Below are 19,743 nucleotides of genomic sequence, written 5' to 3'. Positions count from 1 at the left end.
GGGGGAGCAGCCGCCGCATCGGCGCTGCCCCCCACAAAAAAATTCAACGATTGTTGGCCGCGTACCGCCGCGCCGTTTCATCGCGCTCGCCGAACAGCAGCCCGGCCAACGCCTTCCCCCATGTCACATGAAAACGCGCATCCGGATGATTGATACCGTTCGACAGACGATCGCAAACGTTCTCGCCGTCGCGGACCATCCGCTGCCACATCGCGTGAACGTCCAGCAGGGGGATGTCGAGCTCGGCGGACAGCTCGCGAACGCGATCGGCGTACGCTTCTAATAGGCCATCCTTCGCCAGATGCACAAACGCCGGAATCAGCGGCTTGTGCTCGGCCGCGACAGCGTCATTGTCTCTGTCCGTCATCATGCAGGGCGTCATCAGCAGCAGCTCCGCTTCGGTATCGGACCGGATCCGCTCCACCAATTCGACGATGGCCTGCGCGAACGGCGCCATCCCTTGCTCGCGCCCATGAGCGTCGTTGTGGCCGAAGCAGATCGTAACGAGATCCGGCTTGTATAGCAGGATATCGCGTTCCCAGCGCATCCTGGAGGCCGTCGCCGTATCCCCGCTTACGCCTGAATTGATGACATTCAGCACGGTCCCCGGGTATCGGCGCTCGATGTCCCTTTTCGCAACTTGATGATAGATTCGCTCGTACTCCGATATGCCGATCTGCATGCAGCCTTGCGTGACGCTGTCGCCCATGGCCACATACGTCACCGCCCGTTCCCGGACATTGTCGGCCTTCTCCCGTAGCCGGCGGTTCAATCGAGAAAAATGCAAGTGCCGTCGTCCTCCCCGATCGTTCTATCGCCAATCCAGCACAATCCCCAGGAAAGGCTCCTTCTTCTCCGAAATAAGGCGCCACGCGTCGGCCGCACGCGCCGCCGGGAAACGGTGGGTAATAAGCGAACCGGTCCGGAGCCAGCCTTCGCTCACGCCTTGAAGCGTCGCATCCATCCGTTCGCGCGTCCATCCGGACGGGGCATGCAGCGTGATCTCCATATCTCTGAGCCGCTGGATGTCGATGAGCCCCCGGCTTCCGTAGAATCCTGCCGAGACCAAGTGACTGTCGCGCCTCATCTGCGGCAGCATTCGATACATGGCGTCGATGTCGCCGACCGTATCTACGACCGCGGACACGCCTTCCGGCGCAAACGCACGGACGGCCTCCGCCGCTTCGCGCCCGCGCGTATTGCACCGGACCGCATCGGCCGGAAAAGCGGCTAGCCGTTCATCATGTCTGCCGAGGGCCATGACTTTTGCGCCGCGATGAAGCAGCGTCTGCGCGGTCCAGTTCGCGACGAGCCCGTCGCCGATGACGACCGCACGGTCGCCCGGCACGACCGGCGCCCGAATCCCGCAGTTGTAGCCGACCTGTGTCAGTACCAGTCCGGCGTAGTCTTCGGCAGGCAACTCGTCGGGAAGCTTCCACACTTGGTCGGACGGCGTAATCGCGGGGTTCACGTGTCCGCCGAGCGGCTCAAACATGCCCGCTACGCGGCTGACCGTGGCGAATACGCGGTCGCCGGGCCGCAAGCCCGTCACCCGTGCTCCGACCGAGACGACGGTCCCCGTCTTCTGATAGCCGGCTACGATCGGAAAAGGCCATGGCATCCCCTCTTCATAAGGCGTATCGCCGGCGATGCGCTCGCCCCGGAAATACGACGACTCCGTGCCGTTGCTGATCCAGGATACGTCCACGTCGATGACGACGTCGTCCGGCCCCGGCTCCGGCAAGTCCACCGGACGGTAGACCGCCGTCATCCGATCCGTAAAAACGACTGCATGTCCTTGCACTGCATTCCCTCCAATTATCTACGAAAATTCCCTCGCCGGGAAGAAATGGAATTTGATCGCTTCCTGCGATTTTAACCGATCGACCGCCTCGCCGTATGCTGCGAACGAACCGCAATGCGTCTGAATGCAGGTCGTATCGAGGCCTTTGTTGACGACGGCGTCGAGCATCAGCTCGCGGTCCCTGTCGCCGAACGGCCGGTACCGGTACGACTCGAGCTTCATGCCCTTGGCCCACAAATGGTCCTCGTACTGAAGCGTCCCTCTTAATACGCCGAAGATGACGACATGCTCGTCGACGATACGCAGCAGGTGCTGGACCGATGCGGCCGCGCCGACGCAGTCGTAGCCCAGGTCGAAGCGCCGGCCGTCCAGACCCTCCGCATGCGCCGCCTGCCCGATGCCTAGCTCGCTCACGTACCGGATTCGCTGCTCGCTTACGTCGATGCCGACGACCTCCGAGGCCCCCCAGATGCGTGCGACCTGAATCGCCAGCATACCCGCCGGGCCGAGTCCGGAGACGACCATCGACTTGCCGCGCAGATCGCCGAATTGCGACAGCCCGATCATGACGCACTTGAGCAGCTCGAACGATACCGCCTGCAGGAACGAGACGCTATCCGGCAGCTTGATCAGTTCGTGCTCCCTGTAGGACAGAAATTGGGCATAGGCGCCGCTGCCCTCGATATGCTCGAGGGCAGCGACCCGGTCGCCGACGCGCAAATTCCGCACGCCGCGTCCGACCTCCCGCACGGTCCCGGCCGCCTCGTGGCCCGGCCAACCCGGCGGCAGCGGATACGCGGGCGCCTTCGAATAGTCGAACATGTCCCGGCCGCCCAGCATGTTCATATCCCATCGCGGACAGGTCGCCACGACCTCGATCTCCACTCTCACTTCATGGTCCTGAAGTGCCGGCATCTCCGTTTCGACGATTCCGTATTGTCCCGGCCCCGCGATTTGAAGCGACTTCATTTTCATGTTCATGGTTGCACGCTCCTTGACGGATTCATTCCTGATTTAACGCTTCACGAAGTAGAACTTGTCGACGTAGACCTCCTGTACGTTCGCCGGATTATCCCAAGGCATGATATAGACGACTTGGTTGTTCGTCTGGGAAGGCGTGAAGGTCCCGATCTTGACGGTATGCCAGAACATATTTTCCATTTGCGAGGCCGCCTTCGTTTGCTCCGGCACCGGATACGTATTCGAAGTCACGTCGTACACCCCGTAGGAAAAGGCGGTCCCGGTCGGCTGGAAAAGTCGGTCGACGCCGCTTCCGTCCTTGTAAACGTCGGTCGCGTATTTGATTTTGACGACCGCGTACAGATCGTACGATGCGCCGGGCGTCAGTTGGGCGCGGTCCCAGAACCATTGGAAGTTCCACGTTCTGGCCGACGTAACAGTATGCTTCGCCGTCTTGCCGTCGCCGGCGGAAACGTCCGTCAGCCCCTTCGATGCGCCATTATTGACGTTGAACGACGGATCTTCGCCGACGTATACGACCTTGGAGGCATCCTTCGTCAGCTTCAGAATCTTGCCGTCGCCCGGCGCAAAGCTCAGATTGCTTATCGTATAGCCGGTCGGCGTAGCCGTGAACGCGACGCCTGACTGACTTCGCAGATCGGTCACCGCCGAGATATCCATCCCGAGCGCCGAACGGTCGATCGTGACGGTAACGTTGGCCGCGCTCAGGCAGTCGTGATTCACGACGACCAGGTAGTAGTCGCCCGTCTGCCGATCGATATGCGTCGTCACATCCGCCGTCGCGTATGCCGCGTTGCCGCCGCCCGAGGCGGTCGCGACGTTCGCGACCCGCTCCATCCGGCGGATCATCGGCTTCAGCGCCTCGATCTCGCCGAACAGCGTCTGCACGTTGCCGTAGTCCGGGCCCGGCAGACCGTGTTCGTCCACGATGCCGTTCCAGTCCAGCTCGGTCTGGTAGACGAAATAGGTGAAGCCTTTGGATCCGTGGCCGATCGCCTCGTACGTCATCGCGCGAATCTCCGCCGCGGTCGGATTCCGCAGCCAGCCGGCCGCCTCGGTCGTCTGCAGAATCGTCCACATCGGCGCGTCGTCCGCGATATCCTTGCGCACCTGATAGGACGAGAAGTCCGTGTACGACTCGAAGGAGAAGCCGGGATAGTGATAAATATTGCGAAAATCCCCGATCGCGCTGCCTTCCGTGACGCCGTACGGATCAATATTCATGACGTGCGGCTTCTGGACGTCGTAATGCAGCGGCACCCGGTCGATCCCGACGTACGTGCTGATGACCGCCCGGCTGGGGTCGATCGTCTCGAGCATCCGCTTCATATCCTTCAAATTGTCGGCGAGCTTCGCGTCATTGCCCGGTTCGTCGTAGAGATAGTACGCGTACAAAGCGCTGTTGCTCATGTACGGCGCGACGATCTCGCCGATCCGGGCGTACATCGCCTGCTCGTCGTTGTACAGCGCTTCGTTGAACAAAGCATAAGCCGCGTCCGGGAGCCCGACGACCTTCAGCTGATGGTTCGCCGCCTGGGTCAACGTCTCGGCATAGACGGCTGCCGGCTTGGCATGCCAATTGGCGAGAAAAACGGTGTCGGCGCCCAATTGATGAATGTCCGCGAACGTATCGTCGAGGTAGTCGGCAGCTTCGACGGGATCGTAGGGAATCGCCCCCGCTTCGTAGAAAATGCCCTTGGGCACATCGTTCTTCACCGGATTCGCGCTGGCTGCGAGCGACACCCCCGCGATCACCTGCACGTTCACGCGGCGCAAGTCGGTCGAACCGTTGCGGACGCGCACGACGTACAAGCCGTTGCTCACGTATTGTCCGCCGTCGTTCTTCCCGTCCCAGACGACCGCGCGGCTTCCCGAGGAAGTCGAAGCCGGCGTCAGCGTGCGAACGGTCGCCTGGTCCGATACCCGCTGTACGATGACGCTCTCCGTCTGCGGCGCGGGAAGCGTATACTCGACGCGCGTCGAATCGTTCAGCCCGTCCTGATTGGCCGGAGACAGCTTGTAGGGATAGGCGTTGATCGCCTTTGCGGCGCTCTCGTCTTCGGGCTGCAGGGTTAGCGCCACGCGATCGATCCGGACAGCCGGGAAGTTCGCCGCATTGTTGACGGGATAGAAGCAAACGCGAACGTCATGCGTCGGATCGACCGTCACCGTACCGAGCTGCACCTGATGGTAGTACGCCACCTTCGGTATCGTCGCGGAGGAGACGACCGTGGGATTGACCAGGTAGCTGCTCGTCGTCAGGTCGTACACCAAGTATCCGAAAAGATCGCCCGACGACGTCTGCCAGTCGGATCGCTCCGGCTTGATGTCCGCCGTGATCCGGTACGACTTGCCCGCCTCGATTCGGGCGCCATCGATCTTCGCCTGCACATTCCAGCCCGAGCCCGGACCGTTCGCCATTCTGGCGGCGCTGTGATCCGGCGTCATGCCGTCCGTCACGAGCGAAGCGCCGTTAAATTTATAGAATGACGCGTCCTCGATCTGCACGTTGCTGTATTCCTTGAAAATAAAGGCGTCCACGTAGATGTCGGACACCTGTGCCGAATTGGACGCACCGCCTACGAAGAAGCTTAGCGAGTTGACCCCGGCATTCGGCGCGAACGTGCCGAGCCTGTACTCCCGCCAGACGCCGTCCGCGGTATTCGCCGCCGCGATCGTCCGGGCCGGCACGACATCGCTTGCGTTCGTCGCGTCGTAGATGCCCGCCACGAAGGCATTGCCGGTCGGGGCAGGAACCGCGTGCTTGACCTTGACCTTGACGTAGACGTCGTACAGCTTCCCTGCCTTCAGCGTACCGAAGTCCCAATTCTGGTACTGGATCTTCCACGCCGCCGAGTCGTTCGTCATGTGCGCCGAGTAGCCGTCTCCCGCGGTCGTGTCCGCCGTGCGTGCCGCTCCGCCGGACAGCGTGAACTGATCGTCGGCAATCGCCTGGTCCTGGGCGTGCGCGCTTCCCGCGCCGAACCCGATGGCCGCAAGTAACGATAAGAATGCAACAAGCCTGCTTGCGCTGAACTTCATCGCGATCCTCTCCCTTAGCCCGGTATGAGCGGGAGACTTGCATCTCCCGCTGCCGTTCCGTAAGACGCTTACTTCTTCAAGCCCGCGTAGGTTTCCGACGCTTTGGTCATGTTCGCCATCCAGTAGTCGATCGCCTTTTGGGCGCCCATGCCCTTCAGTTCGTCCATCATCTTCGCCTGCGTCGAGTCGTACGCTTCCTCCGTTGCCGCGTAGATCAGCTTCGGCGCCATGCGCACCAGGTAATCCGTCACCTTGGTCTCGATGCGCTTGATATCGTCCGGCATGCTCGTATCCGTGCCCAGCTCGTTGTCCATATCGTAGTAGATCGTCCGGATCTCGCCCGCTTCCACGCGTTTCTCGACGAGCTCGCCCGGATACGATACGCCGTAATGCTTCGAATAATCCTGGTCCAGCTCCGTCATCTGGGTCCGCCAGAAATCCGCTTGATTCGTAAAGTTGATCGGCGTCCCGTATTCGGGATCCGGGTAGCCGTCGACGAAGCCCGCCAGGTTCCAGTAAAGTCCGATGCCGGTGTTCTGCGAGAAGTTGGGATCGTTTTTCTGAGCGTCGATCGTCGCTTGCTTCCATTGCGGCTTGCCGTCCACGACGTCCCAATCCTTGCCCTGGATGCCGTTCTGGATCAGCCTCGAGCCTTCGAACGACTGCAGGTAGTCGATGAGCTCCATCGCCCGCTCGGGATGCTTGCTGTTCTTGGAGATCATGACCAGGCGGTTGGAGAAGCCGTTCTCCCCGAATTCGCCCAGGTACACGGTCTGCCCCGCCGGAACCGGCAGCGGCTCCCATCCCTTCAGCGGGTCTTCCTTGGCCAGGGCCGCGTTCGCCTCCGTCACGCCCGCCCAGGTCCAGGGCGACAGGAGGACGCGCCCGCTCTTCACCTTTTCGGTAAAGTTCTCGTACTTTTGGGTGAACGAATCGGGATCGAGCACGCCCATCTCGTTGGCCTTGCGGTAGAACTTCGTGCCTTCCCAGTAAGCGACGTTCGGATCCAATATACCTCCCGCCGGCTTGAACGTATCCGGTTCGAGGTAGACGAACAGGTTGTTTTTATTGATTCGGTTGAACAGGCGGTCGAACATCTCGTACGGAACGAGTCCCCAATCGAACAACGGGGCCATGCCGTACACCTTTTGCCCCTGCGCGTTCGTCGGATGCTTCTGCTGCATATCCGCGAGCAGCTTGAGCAGATCGTCCAAATTGTTCACGGCCGGGAATCCCAGCTCTTTGTAATAATCCCAGCGGATGTTGTAAGCATGGTTACCGTACTTATACTGCGGCCCCTTCCGGCTCGCGATCCCGGGGATGGCGTACAGGCTGCCGGTGCCGTTGCTGAAAAACCGCTTGCTGATCTCGATCTTCGACGGCGACTCCTTCAGAATGGTCTGTCCGTGCTTCTCGATCAGTCCGTCAAGCGGGATGACCTGATTGCCTTCGATCATCTGCTTCAAGTACTTGGGGGCGTTCTGCAGCACGATGATGTCGGGCAGATCGCCGCCGGCCAGCATGAGGTTGAACTTTTTGTCGTCGGTTTGCGTGTCGAGCTCGAGCGTTACGCCGGTCTTCCGGCGAATCTCCTCCATGACCGGATCGTGCTGCGCGCCGGGTGCCAGCGTCGCCATGAACAAGGCATTGTCGCTCGACAGCTTGAGCGTGACCGGCTCCTTCTCCGGCGCCCGCGTCGGACTCGCGCCCGTCGTGGCGGTCGCCGCAGCGCTCGACGCCGCCGACGACGAGGCCGCGGACGGCTTCGGATCGTTCGAGCCCGCGCATCCCGTCATGACCGCTACGGTCAGGATGGCCGCCATTCCCGCGACGCGCCTTCGTTTGTTTCGAATCATACATCGGACCCTCCATTTATTTGTGGTTATATACGATGGCCTGGACCGCAGGGCCCTGTATATCAAGCGTTAGCCTTTGACCGCGCCGAGCATAATGCCCTTGACGAAGTACCGCTGCATGAACGGATAGATCAGCAGGATCGGCGCCGTGACGATCATCGTGATCGCCATCTTGACATTTTGCGGAGAGATGAGATGTCCGGACGTTTGGTTGCCCATCATGCGTCTGGTCGTCTCTTGCGCGAGCGCCTCCGATTGCTTGAGAAAATTGAGCAGTGTCAGCTGCAGCGTCTGCAGATTCGGATCGTTGACGAGGAACAGATTGTCCATCCATGCGTTCCACTGATTGACCGCGTTAAATACGGTGATCGTCGCGACGATCGGCAGCGAGACCGGGAAAATGATCCTGGCGAACACGGTCAGATAGCCGGCTCCCTCGACGACCGCAGCCTCCTCCAGCGCGGCGGGAATTTGCTCGATAAACGTTTTCATCAAAATGACGAAAAATCCGACGATTATGGTAGGCAGGATGTAAAGCCAGAAGCTGTTCTTCAGCCCCAGCATCTTCATCGTCAGATACCAGGGGATCAAGCCTGCGTTCAAATACAGCGTCACGACGACGAAGCGATAGACGGTCTTGCGAAAAGGCATTTCCTTTTTGGTCAGCAGGTAAGAAAAAAACGCGCAGCTGAACACGGTCAGAATCGTGCCGACCACGGCGCGCGCCGAGGACACCCAGAACGATACCGAGATCGTCTTCTGGCTCAGCATCTCGCGGTACACCGTCAGATTGAAGCCTTCCGGCCATAGATAGACGCCCTTCGTCACCTGGAGCGGGTCGCTCACCGAATTGATCAGGATGTAGTAGAACGGATAGATGCAGCATAGCGCGAATAAGACGAAGAAGGCGGTATTAAGCGTATGAAACAGAACATCGTGCCACCGGCCGGGCCACATCGACTGAAGCACGCTCCTTTCTTTGCGGTTAAATGATGCTCTCCCCGCGTATTCTCTTGGCGATCCCGTTCACGGTGAAGAGGACGACGACGCTGACGATCGTCTTGAACATGCCGAGCACGGTCGAGTAGGAAAAATCGTTGTTCTCGAGTCCCACCCGGTACACGTAATAATCGATGACGTCGAGCTTGTCGGCGACCAGCGCGTTGTAGAACACGTAATATTGCTCGAAGCCGTTGTTCAGCATGTTACTCACGTTCAGCAGCAGCAGCACGACGAAGGTCGGCATGATGCCCGGCACCGTAATATTCCAAATCGTGCGGAATCTGCCTGCGCCGTCGACCTTGGCCGCATCGTAGAGCTCTTGATCGATCCCGGCGATGGCAGCCAGATAGATGATCGCGCCCCAGCCGAGCCCTTTCCACAAGCCGACCAGCGTCTGGAAGCCCCAAGCGATCTCGCTGTTGCCCAGGAAGTTGAACGGCCGCGCCAGCCATTCCAGCTTGATCAACACGTTGTTGACCACGCCGTCCGAGACCGCGAAAAAAACGTAAAACACGGAGTACACGAGCACCCAGCTGATGAAGTTCGGCAGCGTCGTCGTCACCTGCACCCATTTTCGCAGCAGCTTGCCCCTCATCTCGTTCAGCAGAATCGCGAACGCGACATACAAAGGCGACACCAGAATGCCGAGAAAACTGAGCACGAGCGAGTTTTTCAGTACCCGAGCCAGGTCCATCCCCTGCTCCGTAAAAGCGATCCGCAAATATTTCAGCCCGACGAATTCGGACCGGTTCAGCGGAATGCCCGGCTTGTAATCGAAAAAGCCGTACACCCAGCCGAAGAGCGGGACGTAGTAAAAAACGAACACCACCGCTATGAACGGAAGCGCCAGCAGCAGAAGGGTCCAGCCCTGCTTCCTTTTCACGCTTCCGGCTCCCGTTCGCCCCGCCGCCATTGCCTTCAAGTCCACTCTCCTCCTCGCAACCCGTTGTCTGTCTTGCATAGCCAGCATAAAAGCAAAAAGCATGCAGCTAAATGACCGCAGCTCCGAAAATCATGTCCGTTTTTCGGAGCTGCGGCATCGTCGGCTGGCATGCCATGCGAAAGTTTTCTTATTTACGGATTTGTTTGCTTGTCTTCAGGTGCTGCGGTCGGGATACAGATCTCGACGATCGTTCCGCCGGATGCCGGACGGGAGATCGCAAGACCCGGCGATTCGGGAAAGTTCAGGCGGATACGGCGATGCACGTTTTTAAGGCCGATGCCGAACGCGTAGAGCTTGGATGCGGCGGTGCCTTCGGATGCCTCTGATGCATGGAAGGCTTCTGTCTCCGGCCTGTCGTTCGCCATCCATTGTCGCAAGTTCTCTAATTTTTCGTCGGTTATGCCTTGTCCGTCGTCGGCGACGCGGACGAGCAGATCGGCTTCCCGCCGCTCCGCTTCGATCCGTATCGTACCCGTGTAGCCCGTTTTCTCAAAGCCGTGCAGCACGGCATTCTCAAGCAGCGGCTGCAGAAAGAACCGCGGAACGCCGCAGTCTGCCGCCGCCTCGTCAACCTCGATACGGATCACGATGCCTTCGCCGTAACGGTAGTTCAAGATCGTAACGAAGTTTTCCGCATAGGCGAGCTCCTCCTTGAGCGTGCATAGCGGGGCCGTGCTTTTAAATATAGGCCGCAGCAGGTTGCTCAGGGCCGTAATGCTCTTCGTGATATTATCCGACCTGCCGACAACGGACATCCACTTGATCGTGTTCAAGGTGTTGAAAAGAAAGTGGGGGTTGATCTGCGCCTGCAGCATCTGGATTTCCGCTTTTGTTTTTTCCTTCTCCGCTTCCCGGTTCTGCTCGATCAGCTGCCTGATCCCGCCCGACATCCGGTTGAAGCCTCCGCTCAAGCGGCCGAATTCGTTCGTATCGCTGTCGTCCAGCGCGATGTCGAGCTGCCCCTTCTCGACCTTGCCCATCGCCTCCATCAAGTTCCGCATCGGCCGCATGATCTTGCGAATCCAGAGCGCGGAGGCGACGAGCGCGGCGATGAAGCACACGCCCACGATCCAGAACAGCTGGTACCTCAGCTTCAGGATGTCCCCGATCAGTTCGTGAATCGGCACTTCCTTGACCATCGTCCAGTCCGTGGACGGAATGCGGTAGTACACGATCTGCTCGTTATTCCCTTTTACGCTGCCGCTGTCGGAGCCGTCCGGAATGCGGGCGCAAGCCTCGCTGCGCGAACCGAGCATCGCCTTGCTCGCATGAGAGATCGTCATGCCGGCATTGTCGCACAGATAGATTTGTCCGTTGAGCTTGGATCTCAGGTTGTTATACAAAGAGAACAGCTTCTCTTCCTTGACGTTAATGATCAGGATCGCGGTCGGAAGCGATTGATAGAGCGATTTAACCGAGCGTGCCGCCGTGACGAGGCTTCTGTCGCCGGCTTTTTCGGCTGCGGCTCCGAAAGACTCGCCGAAGTCCGTCTGCCGATTCGCGCCGGACCAGACAATCTGCGGGTACGTTTTTTGCAGGCCCGCATTTAGCGATTCCCGGTACAGATCGGTCGCGTAGAAACTTGCCCGCTTCGCACCGTCGCGAATCAAAGCCGTCTTCTGTCCCGCGACGCCGATGGCCCTCCCGTCCTCCGCATACAGATAGATGGAGTCCAAGTATTCGTAAGTTTGCAGATAGTCGTCCATCTCCGCCATGAGCTCGCGGTGCAATTCGATCTGGCTCGGGATCTCCTTCAGCTCGTTGTCCAGAAACTGCTGAATCTTCGGATCGATCAGCAGCTGCTTCGTCATCTTGTCGATCTCTTCGCGGAACTCGTTGATCGAATCGCCCGCCTGCAAAAAATACTGCATCGACGATTCGTTCGTCTTCCGCTCGAGAATGCCCAGCACGCCGAAATAAGTCAGCAGGGCACTGACGATCAAAGCGTTCAAGGTGATCAGGAGAAAAGATAGCCGAAGCTCGAATTTCAGGCTGCGGCCCCTTCCCTTTGGCGTCATGCCGTCATCCCTCTTCAGGCCGATCATCTTCCACCGTGCCTCCGTCCCATTGCTTGCGGTACTCGCGGGGGCTCAAACCGCACACCTTTTTAAAGGCGCGGCTAAAATGGCTCGTGTTAATAAACCCGACTCGTTCCCCGATCTCGTACGCTTTTAAATTCGTATGCAAAAACAGCTCTCTTGCCCGCTCAACGCGGTATTGCAGCAGGTAATCCCCGAAATTTTGGTTCATCTCTTTTTTGAACAGCGTGCTGAAATAATTCGCGTTCATCGACACCGAATCGGCCACTTGCTGCAAAGAAAGATCCTGGGCGTAATGGGCTTCGATATAACGGAGGGCTCGGGTGATCGGCCCGCTCGTACGCCTCTGGGCGTTCAGCGCGGCGACGGCCTCCTGGGCGTAGGCTTCAAGCAAGGCAATCATCTCGTCAAGCGTCCTGGCATCGACGAGCCGTTGCGCATAAGCGGAGCAAAGGGAGGTCATCTCCTCGCCCGCCAGACGCAGCGTCAATACCGGCGCGTGCAGCCATTGCATAAACGTCCGCAGCGTGTCGGTTCTCGTGCGGTAATGTCCCCCCTCCACGAAAGCGCCGATCTTCCCCGCCATGTCCGAACAAAGCTGCGGGCTTGCCTGTACCCAAGCGTTGGCAAGCTTGACCAGCCGCTCCCGCCGGTTCGTCGGCAGGCCCGTCTCCGTGCTTGCGCCGGCGTAGTAATCCCGTCCCGTTCCTTCCGCGAAGCTTCGTTCCAACGCTTCGAGGCTCTCCCGGTATTGGCGCTTGAGATGCCGGTATCCGTTCTGCCTGCCGCTGATCCCGAACGTGACGGGCACGTTGAAGTACGTCTGCATCGCGCGCCGGATTTGCCCTGTCATGCGACTTAATGTCTCCCCGGCTTCTCTTTCTCCGATCGCCTCTGGATGGCTGAACAACAAGACGTAACGACTGTCCGCGTCCTGAAACGCCTCGCAGCGCCCGTGTACGTTAATGACTTCGTGCAGCACGTTCATGAGCGATAGCCGGACCAATTGGCGGTTATCGTCTCCGAACTTCTCCCGCAGCGTCTCGAACGATGCAATCTCCATCGTGCAAACAGTGAGATTGCGCGGACTGAGGTTCAGTTCCAACGCTTCGGCCTTCCGGCCAAATTCCGCGTCGTCATACTTGCCTGCGAATAAAAATTCCTTAATCAGATTCTCCTTCATGACCGCGATATCCGCGCCGGACACGACCGCTCTGACGGAGGCATCCGGAAATGCGGCAGCAAGCTCGTCCTTGATCCTAGAGAGCATCGATTCCATCTCGTCGGGGGTCATGCTGTGTTTGACGATATAACCGCTAACGCCAAGCGACATGGCTTGCTTCGCCAGCTCGAACTCTTCCAGGCAGGTCAGAATCAACAGTCTTGTCTTGGAATTCACGCTGCGGATCTTCGATAGCAACTCGATGCCGCCCATCACCGGCATTTTCAAATCCGTAATGACCACTTCGGGCGCCAACTTCTCGTAGGCCTGCCAGGCATCCGCGCCGTTTTGAACATCGGCCACGACCTCCATATCGAAGCGGCGCCAGTCGACCGCGTTTTTCAAGCCTAGCCTGACCAGCATTTCGTCTTCTGCGAGCAGAACGCGATAAATGGCTTCTCTCCCCTTCGGTGAAACCGTTTACTTTTATCCAACAGCGTACATGAAGATCGGCGGTTAATCAATAAACAAGTCTCATCGACAAGGCGCAGCACGCATGACAAAAAGCTCTCCAGCGCCCTGGGCCCTGGAGAGCGACTTCCCTCGTTTGCGGCTTTAGACGGCGTGGCACGCTCGATTCATTCCTCCGAAATATCCGGCGCCTCAAACACTTGCCGCAATTCGATCTGTCCTTCCCCGTGCCCTTGCGGGTCCGGCATCCGCTTGGCCCAATGGACCGCTTCTTCCTTCGACTGCACATCGATAAGGAAGAATCCCGCAACTAAATCCGGCGACGCCGCGAAAGGACCTTCCGTGACGACGGGCTCCTCCCCCGGCTTCGGAAACGATATGCGCAGCCCGTTTGAGCTGGGATGAAGGCCCTTTGCCATAACGCGTACGCCCGCGTTTGTTAATTCATCATTGTACTTCGACATGGCTTCTCTGAGCTCCGCGCTCGGAAGCTTCCCGGCTTCCGAATTGTGCGAGGCTTTGACGATCAACATAAAGAGCATCAGGCTTCCTCCGTTTCCCGAAAGGTTAATCAAGCAAGAGATCGTCAACGCGTCCCGAATAATATAAAAAAGCTTCGCCCCATCCATTCGATAGCGAGATTTCTTGGAGCGACGCAGTAGGCGCAAACATAGCGGCGATCTCGGGCAAAACCGATAGGTCCTTGCGCTGGAGGCGTTCTAAGACATTGTCAAGCTCAGCGATCAAGTCGTTAATGTCATCGTACTTGGACCAGAGCAGTTCTGTGTCATTCCCCATGTATCCTCGTATGTGCAGGATGATCTCCGCTAATTGTTCGTTACGAATGTTGCTCCCTCCTTATTTTCGATTTTTGCTTTACTCCAAAAATCAACATCGCCATATTCATACATTATTTTTCCTTCTCTATTCGTCGCCTGAATCGTTATAGGCCGCTTCAACCTGCTTTCTATCAAAGAATACCAAAGGATAATCTCGCCATCATTAATCATTTGGGCTGTCTTATTGCCCTCGCTTATCAAAAAAATCTGGGTGATATCCGGATCTTTAATCAGGCCGTACAGCAGATGGATGTTTGATTCTTGTTTTTCCGTACCGTGCCAGCTTAATTTCTGATCTGTAAAAATAGAGGTTTTGCCTAGGTAATCATCGACTTCGTATCTACGAAAATTCTTTTTAAGCGATAAAACGCCCAACTCGGACTTATTCGTTTTGTAAAAAGCGATCGTTTGTTTTTGATCTGCATGCAAATGAACGATTTCGTTATAGTTTGGATCTGCCTTTAATATCGCCTCTCCAAGCTGATCGTAAAGAGGCTTATTTTGTTGCAGCAGCCACACAAGTAGCAACAATGAAGTTATAAGAAAACCGAGCGTGACGAACGAAATAAAAAGCATTTTATTATTCATTCGGGATCTCCTCAGTATCTGCACTGTAACGTTAATATTCGTTGTTCGCCAGAACGATCCTGCCCAACATATGTAAAAAAAGCAGCAGCTCCGGACAGACTCAGTCCTTCACTACTGCTGGTCTCTTGCTTAATTACGCTACTATGCTATAAACCCGGCGGCTTCGAATCGAGCACTCGATCTCCCTTGCTGTTCGGCTGAGAAATGACCAGAAATTCAATCTCCTCATCGGATTTATTGAACATCTGATGCGGCACGAGCGGGGCGACTTCGACGCCCTCCTGGACGTGTAGGACCGTTTCCTCCCCGTCTATATCAATGGTCGCCGAACCGGACAATACAAAGAAAAATTGACGCGACTGCTGATGGTAATGCTTCACTTCCGAAGTATGCGCCGGCATCCGCTCGTGGATGATGCTCAGGGCTTGATTCTTCACCAAATGCCAGCCGTCGCAATTGTCCCCCCAAATATAATGCTCGGCACTTTGTTTGCTTATTTTCATGCCAGTCACGCCTCCCCGGTACTTTCCATTATGATCCGCCCTCACTCATTTTAACAATGCCGGGTCTCCTCCTGCCCCACAACACAGGGACCGCAGCCGCAATAAGAATCACGCCCATTAATGCAGGTGCGGCGTGGCCAAGCGATACGTAAACCTGCCCTCCAATGATCGGCCCGATCATCCTCGCTAATGCCTGAATCGATTGGCTGCCGCCCTGGATTCTTCCTTGTTCGCTCGAATCGACCGACTTGGATAACATCCCATTGAAGGAAGGGCCGAAAATCGAATCGCCAAAGCCGAATACGAACATGCCCGCGATAAAGAGCGGATAAAAGGAGAACAACGCGGATACCGCAAACATGCCGTAGCCAATGAGCTCCGCACTCATCCCGATAATCGCGATCTGTTTATCGCTTCGCTTTTTCAGAAGTTTGGGCATGATCAATCCTTGGGAAAGGATGTCTTGAACGCCCATGATGGAAAACAGGAGTCCGTTCGTTGCCGGCTGCCAGTTGAAGGTGTCCAGGGTAAATTGAGAAAATACGGCCTGGAGCGATCCGTTCGGTACCCATAGCAGAAATGCGGAGATAAGGAGTCTGCTCAAGCTTTTCATGGAAAGCAGGCTTGCAAGCTGGGCGAACGGATTCAGTCTTGCAAGGGGAATCGCCTTCAGCCTCCTGTTCTTGTCCAGGCTCTCCGGCATAAAGAAGTATCCAAATGCGACGTTCAATAACGTGATGACAGCCCCAAAATAGAGTGGTGCGGAAAAATCGAGCTTGGCCAGCACCCCGCCCAGTGTCGGACCGATGACGGTACCTACGCCGACGACCGCGCTGACCCAACCGAAATACTTGGTTCTCTGCTCCGCTGGAATGATATCCGCAAAGTAGGCGAATAGGGTGCCGATGCTGCCGCCGGTTATCCCTTCTATGATGCGCCCCGCAAACAGGATCCACAGCGCGCCGCCCAATCCGAATACGAAGTAGCCAATCGCGGAACCCAATAAGCAAAGCAGCAGCAAGGGACGACGGCCATATTTGTCGCTGAGGGCGCCAAGCACGGGAGCTGCGAAAAACACGCAAAATGCGTAAACGGAGGTCAGCAGCGTAACGGCGATCGCTTGCTCCTCCGGGTCGCTTATATACGGCTGCACCAGGAACGGGACGACAGGCGCGATGATGCTGAAGCCGATTCCGCATAAAAACACGGACATGAGACCGAATAACAGTGCCTTCCTATCTATGCTTTGCGCTGGGTGCCGGTCAGATTTGGATCTGGATTGGAACACTGGCATTCTCCTCTTGATACTCGATCTTTTGTTTCCTCGGAAACACAATCACATCGTAACGTCTTTTTGTGTCCTCGTCAACAAAAATTAAAGTATAAAAAAGCAGCCTATACTCCAAAGAGTCGGCTGCCCGGATTCCATCGTTATGGCTTCTATTCCGACGTCATATCGACGCCCTGTTTCTTGATTTCCGCATCCAAATGCCTGCTGTACCGCTCCACGAAGCTTAACATGCTGTCGTATTGCGCATCGGTTATATGTTCAAAAACGGCCTTGTCCCGCTCGCGAAATTCGTTGTGCAGCTTCTCATGTATCCGGTTAACCTGCTCCCCTTGCGCCGTAAGCCTGAAGTAAATTTCCTTTTTGTTCTCCGGCTTCTGGTAGCTTTCGATGAGACCTTTTTCCATGAGCTTTTTCGCAATCTTGCTGATGGCGCTTCTGGTCATATAGAAGGACTCCGCAAGCTTGGTCACATTGGAATCCGCATGTTGGGCAATGTATTCGATGCAGTGCACCTCTGAGGGCTTGTGTCCCTTGAGACTGACTTCCATCTTCGATTTGTTGAGCCATACCAGCTTGTTGTACAGGTCTCTGAAGCTCGCGAGAACCTGGTCTTCCTTGTTCATGGCGTGTCCTCCCGCCGCTCATCATACTTCCCTTATATCATGCGGACGGCAAATAGTAAATCAAACGGACCTGTCACGCTTCAACCAGAGGGTCGACATGGAGATCTTGATCAGGCGCAGTCAGTTCCCATCTAGTGAAAGTAACTTCAAAACCCTCCCGGGTCGGCGAACATGCAAACGGGCCTGCCTGGTTACCCGTTGGATATGGGAACCTTGCGACGCGAATGGTCCGCCAAGCATGCTTTTTGCTTCGCGCCCGGATAATGACGGCATCTTTGAGGATGGATGCGCGTACGGTCACTTCCTCACCCGCCCATTCAGGCACCGCCGTAAGCGACCAGTCCGAATACCCGTCCGTCACCACTGTAGCGAGTTGAGGAATGCCATCGTTTATTTCAATCCCTGTTTTAATCCATTGCCCGGGACCGTGGTATAACAGCAGGCCAGCCTGATCGTACAGCTCCGTAAAGGAATGGAGTTGAAAACTCACTTCCACCGCATTCTTGGGATCCCAGTGAGAAAGCAATGCCGGCCCATCTTCATATTCGAATCCGTACAAGGTCTTTTTCCAAAAGTCTCTCCCTTTTTCGGGCGACACCTTCAAAAATCCGCCTTCCTCCCGGAAGCTTTGGGGAGGGTTGAGCCATGCGCCTGTATGCCATTCCATTCGTTGTCTGCGCTGCTGCGTCATCCTTAAAACTTCCTTTCCTCCTATGATATGGGTGGTGCCTGGCAATGCGACCCGATATGAAAAAGAACGTGTTTCCTTATAGGACTGTCTTCTTCGACTTTCGGATGGTTAAATGTGCGAACAAAACGCATGCCGATTTTGCGCATAACATTTTCCGAAGGCTTGTTCACTTCAGCCGTAAAACTATAAATGTCGTTAAAACCCAACTCATTAAAGCCATACCGTAAGCAGGCAGTCGCCCCCTCGGTGGCATATCCTTTTCCCCAAGCTTCTTTTTTCAGCCGCCATCCGATTTCAATACAAGGCGTAAAGTCAGCCTCGAATGTTGCCCTATGAAACCCTATAAACCCGATAAACGCTTGACTTTGCGTTTCTTCCACCGCATAAAATCCGAACCCGCATTCTTTAAACTCGGCCACGATCGAGTGATAAAACGCGGTTGTTTCCTCGGCCGATAACGTTTTAGGAAAATACCTCATCACGGTCTCATCCGCATTCATTCGACAGAATGGCTCCAGGTCGGCTTCTTCCCAATCGCGTAATTTTAGTCTTTCCGTCTCCAGATAGATCAATTTACACCTCCGAAAGTTATAAGGCTCGATTTCATTCAGTCAATATCTGCAATCTTCCAAGCGTGATCTTCTTGTGTGAAAGTATACATCTTCGCATACTCGCCATCGGATTCGGTAGTGACAAATACGGTTGCAATGGCTGATTGTTCATCCATAACCTGAACGGATTCTAATTTTATCTTGCTGATTTTATGCGTTGGCATTTTTCTATTGGGATCGAGCTGTGAATTAAATAGAGAGAAATACGAAGCCGTATCTCCCTTGTTCTGGAATTCAGCAGCCTGATTCACTAACTTTATTATTTCCGCTTCACTCCCGGAAAATGGACTGGTGTCGATAAATACTTGTCCAATCGTTTTTGAGTGTTCAATCGCTTGTTGTTCCTTGATATCTTCTTTATTTGAATTCCCACACCCCGTTAAGACTACAAGGAGCAATACAGCGAATAGGGTTAAGCGATGTATAATCTTCACGCGTTCCCTCCTTCGTTTAGAAGATACCATGATATACAGACGATTATGATTGGAAAATCGTTGCGCATACTGCGTGCGGAGCGGCTGAGGATTATCATCTTTTCGCGTTATTAAACCGATGTATGCCGAACCCTTTAAAATCAGAGGCCAGGATTGCTTCTCTAAGCGGAGAAAGATTCGTAGTAAATCTGATTTCAATCCCTTTTTGGATCAATCTCTCTATCAAATTTCCATAAGTATCAACGGCCTTCGGCGTGACCGTGTTACGAGAAATATAATAGCCCGCAGTCTTGTCAAAAAGCTCGAAACCCTCATTTTCAAAACCATATCTGAAAATAATCTGCTTTGAAATTCTACTATACCAATCACTTTCTACCGTAACGATAGTGTCGGCCATCGAGTTGTTAAAGAAAAGCTGCGTATGTTGTTCCGTTGTCGTCTCATCTCTTCTACAAACAATTCGAGGACATTCCCTTGGAAAATAATATGTAAACTCATGTTCCTCATCGATGGCCCAAACGACTGGAGGAAAATCGGGACGATTTTGTTTTTCTCTCGGTACGAAAATTTCGATATCGGCTTGCTCGCTAAAATGAAAAAGCACTTAAGCCCTCCTCGCAGTTTACGTCACCCTACAAATGGAGGATGTCCTCATAAATTAGACGCTGATTGTCCATCAAATCAATATCCCGATGAAAGTGTCCGAAAAACCACTTTTTATACTTCAGCTGATTTTGTATGGTTTCAAAATAAAGGTGCATATCATCTTCGTCGTACGAATATCCGTGATTACTATTCAACCACCTTAACTTATTTAGGGAACAAGTGTGAGTCAGCACGTAGTCAACAGACCAGTTGACGTG

At 55.5% G+C, this 19,743-nt stretch carries 18 protein-coding genes; all 18 read right to left on the bottom strand.

Annotation, left to right across the window (positions count from 1 at the left end; genetic code table 11):
- Positions 1–43: 43 nt before the first annotated feature.
- The gene (locus ACFSR7_RS09545; RefSeq protein ID WP_378160885.1) at positions 44–787 is read right to left on the bottom strand and encodes an SGNH/GDSL hydrolase family protein; all 744 of its coding nucleotides are present in this window, start codon (positions 785–787) and stop codon (positions 44–46) included.
- A gap of 24 nt (positions 788–811) precedes the next feature.
- Positions 812–1,804 carry an alcohol dehydrogenase catalytic domain-containing protein gene (locus ACFSR7_RS09540; RefSeq protein ID WP_378160883.1) on the bottom strand — a complete coding sequence of 331 codons (993 nt, stop codon included), beginning with the start codon at positions 1,802–1,804 and terminating at the stop codon, positions 812–814.
- A gap of 18 nt (positions 1,805–1,822) precedes the next feature.
- Positions 1,823–2,785, bottom strand: coding sequence for an alcohol dehydrogenase catalytic domain-containing protein (locus ACFSR7_RS09535; RefSeq protein WP_378160882.1), 963 nt, complete (start codon positions 2,783–2,785; stop codon positions 1,823–1,825).
- 33 nt (positions 2,786–2,818) lie between these two features.
- On the bottom strand, positions 2,819–5,827 hold the full coding sequence (locus ACFSR7_RS09530) for a FlgD immunoglobulin-like domain containing protein (protein WP_378160880.1): 3,009 nt from the start codon (positions 5,825–5,827) through the stop codon (positions 2,819–2,821).
- Between the two features lie 68 nt (positions 5,828–5,895).
- A complete protein-coding gene (locus ACFSR7_RS09525; protein WP_378160879.1) occupies positions 5,896–7,683 on the bottom strand; it encodes an extracellular solute-binding protein in 1,788 nt (595 codons plus the stop codon).
- Positions 7,684–7,752: 69 nt separating this feature from the next.
- Positions 7,753–8,640 (bottom strand): carbohydrate ABC transporter permease, encoded by an 888-nt coding sequence (locus tag ACFSR7_RS09520; protein WP_378160877.1) that lies wholly within the window; start codon positions 8,638–8,640, stop codon positions 7,753–7,755.
- 28 nt (positions 8,641–8,668) lie between these two features.
- Positions 8,669–9,598, bottom strand: coding sequence for an ABC transporter permease (locus ACFSR7_RS09515; protein WP_378161171.1), 930 nt, complete (start codon positions 9,596–9,598; stop codon positions 8,669–8,671).
- A gap of 161 nt (positions 9,599–9,759) precedes the next feature.
- Complete coding sequence (locus ACFSR7_RS09510; protein ID WP_378160875.1) at positions 9,760–11,673, bottom strand: cache domain-containing sensor histidine kinase; 1,914 nt, start codon at positions 11,671–11,673, stop codon at positions 9,760–9,762.
- The gene (locus ACFSR7_RS09505; RefSeq protein WP_378161169.1) at positions 11,651–13,270 is read right to left on the bottom strand and encodes a helix-turn-helix domain-containing protein; all 1,620 of its coding nucleotides are present in this window, start codon (positions 13,268–13,270) and stop codon (positions 11,651–11,653) included. The genes ACFSR7_RS09510 and ACFSR7_RS09505 overlap by 23 nt, the downstream gene beginning before the upstream one ends.
- Positions 13,271–13,467: 197 nt before the next feature.
- Positions 13,468–13,842 carry a YciI family protein gene (locus ACFSR7_RS09500; protein WP_378160873.1) on the bottom strand — a complete coding sequence of 125 codons (375 nt, stop codon included), beginning with the start codon at positions 13,840–13,842 and terminating at the stop codon, positions 13,468–13,470.
- 285 nt (positions 13,843–14,127) lie between these two features.
- On the bottom strand, positions 14,128–14,727 hold the full coding sequence (locus ACFSR7_RS09495; RefSeq protein WP_378160871.1) for a hypothetical protein: 600 nt from the start codon (positions 14,725–14,727) through the stop codon (positions 14,128–14,130).
- A 146-nt stretch (positions 14,728–14,873) separates the two neighbouring features.
- Entirely contained in the window at positions 14,874–15,230 is a 357-nt protein-coding gene (locus tag ACFSR7_RS09490; protein WP_378160869.1) for a cupin domain-containing protein, read from the bottom strand.
- 28 nt (positions 15,231–15,258) lie between these two features.
- Positions 15,259–16,524, bottom strand: a complete 1,266-nt coding sequence (locus ACFSR7_RS09485) for an MFS transporter (RefSeq protein WP_378161168.1) — start codon at positions 16,522–16,524, stop codon at positions 15,259–15,261.
- 146 nt (positions 16,525–16,670) lie between these two features.
- Complete coding sequence (locus ACFSR7_RS09480; RefSeq protein WP_378160867.1) at positions 16,671–17,144, bottom strand: MarR family transcriptional regulator; 474 nt, start codon at positions 17,142–17,144, stop codon at positions 16,671–16,673.
- A 73-nt stretch (positions 17,145–17,217) separates the two neighbouring features.
- Positions 17,218–17,835: a DUF1349 domain-containing protein gene (locus ACFSR7_RS09475; protein WP_378160865.1), complete on the bottom strand. Its 618-nt coding sequence runs from the start codon at positions 17,833–17,835 to the stop codon at positions 17,218–17,220.
- Between the two features lie 20 nt (positions 17,836–17,855).
- Entirely contained in the window at positions 17,856–18,407 is a 552-nt protein-coding gene (locus ACFSR7_RS09470; protein WP_378160863.1) for a GNAT family N-acetyltransferase, read from the bottom strand.
- Between the two features lie 35 nt (positions 18,408–18,442).
- Positions 18,443–18,880: a hypothetical protein gene (locus ACFSR7_RS09465; protein WP_378160861.1), complete on the bottom strand. Its 438-nt coding sequence runs from the start codon at positions 18,878–18,880 to the stop codon at positions 18,443–18,445.
- Positions 18,881–18,974: 94 nt separating this feature from the next.
- Positions 18,975–19,484 carry a DUF6886 family protein gene (locus ACFSR7_RS09460; protein WP_378160859.1) on the bottom strand — a complete coding sequence of 170 codons (510 nt, stop codon included), beginning with the start codon at positions 19,482–19,484 and terminating at the stop codon, positions 18,975–18,977.
- Positions 19,485–19,743: the final 259 nt, after the last annotated feature.

The organism is Cohnella sp. GCM10020058 (assembly GCF_042683485.1).
In the GTDB taxonomy this organism is placed as follows: Bacteria; Bacillota; Bacilli; order Paenibacillales; family Paenibacillaceae; genus Cohnella.
Note: the sequence above shows the minus strand (reverse complement) of the source record. Positions and strands in the feature narration are given on the sequence as shown.